The organism is Komagataeibacter intermedius TF2, from assembly GCF_000964425.1.
Classification (GTDB): domain Bacteria; phylum Pseudomonadota; class Alphaproteobacteria; order Acetobacterales; family Acetobacteraceae; genus Komagataeibacter; species Komagataeibacter intermedius.
The window spans coordinates 1-267 of the sequence record NZ_BANF01000862.1 but is presented as its reverse complement, the minus strand read 5'-3'; the positions used below and the strand labels follow the sequence as shown (position 1 = coordinate 267).

The 267-nt window shown below is 52.8% G+C and carries 1 protein-coding gene; it reads right to left on the bottom strand.

Annotated features, from left to right (window positions below):
• Positions 1 to 15 precede the first annotated feature (15 nt).
• Positions 16 to 267, bottom strand: a 252-nt coding sequence (locus B7449_RS19395) for a transposase (protein WP_048884131.1), incomplete at its 5' end; no start/stop codon positions are given.

Here is a 267-nt window from a genome sequence, read left to right as displayed (position 1 = left end):
TAGAGCATTCTGTGATTAGATTGATGCATATCCAGAGTTCTTGAGATAATTTGCGCATTCCTGTGCGGAAAAGCATTTGATGAGTGAACCGATGCGTTTCCATGTTGCCTCAACGGATCGCTCCGCGGCTTTTCGCAGCAAAGTCTTGAGCTTGGCGAAGACCTGTTCGATTGGATTGAGGTCGGGACTGTAGGGCGGCAGGAAGATCATCCTTGCCCCGACAGCCCGAATGGCCTTGCGAGCCGCATCGCCCTTGTGACTGCCGAG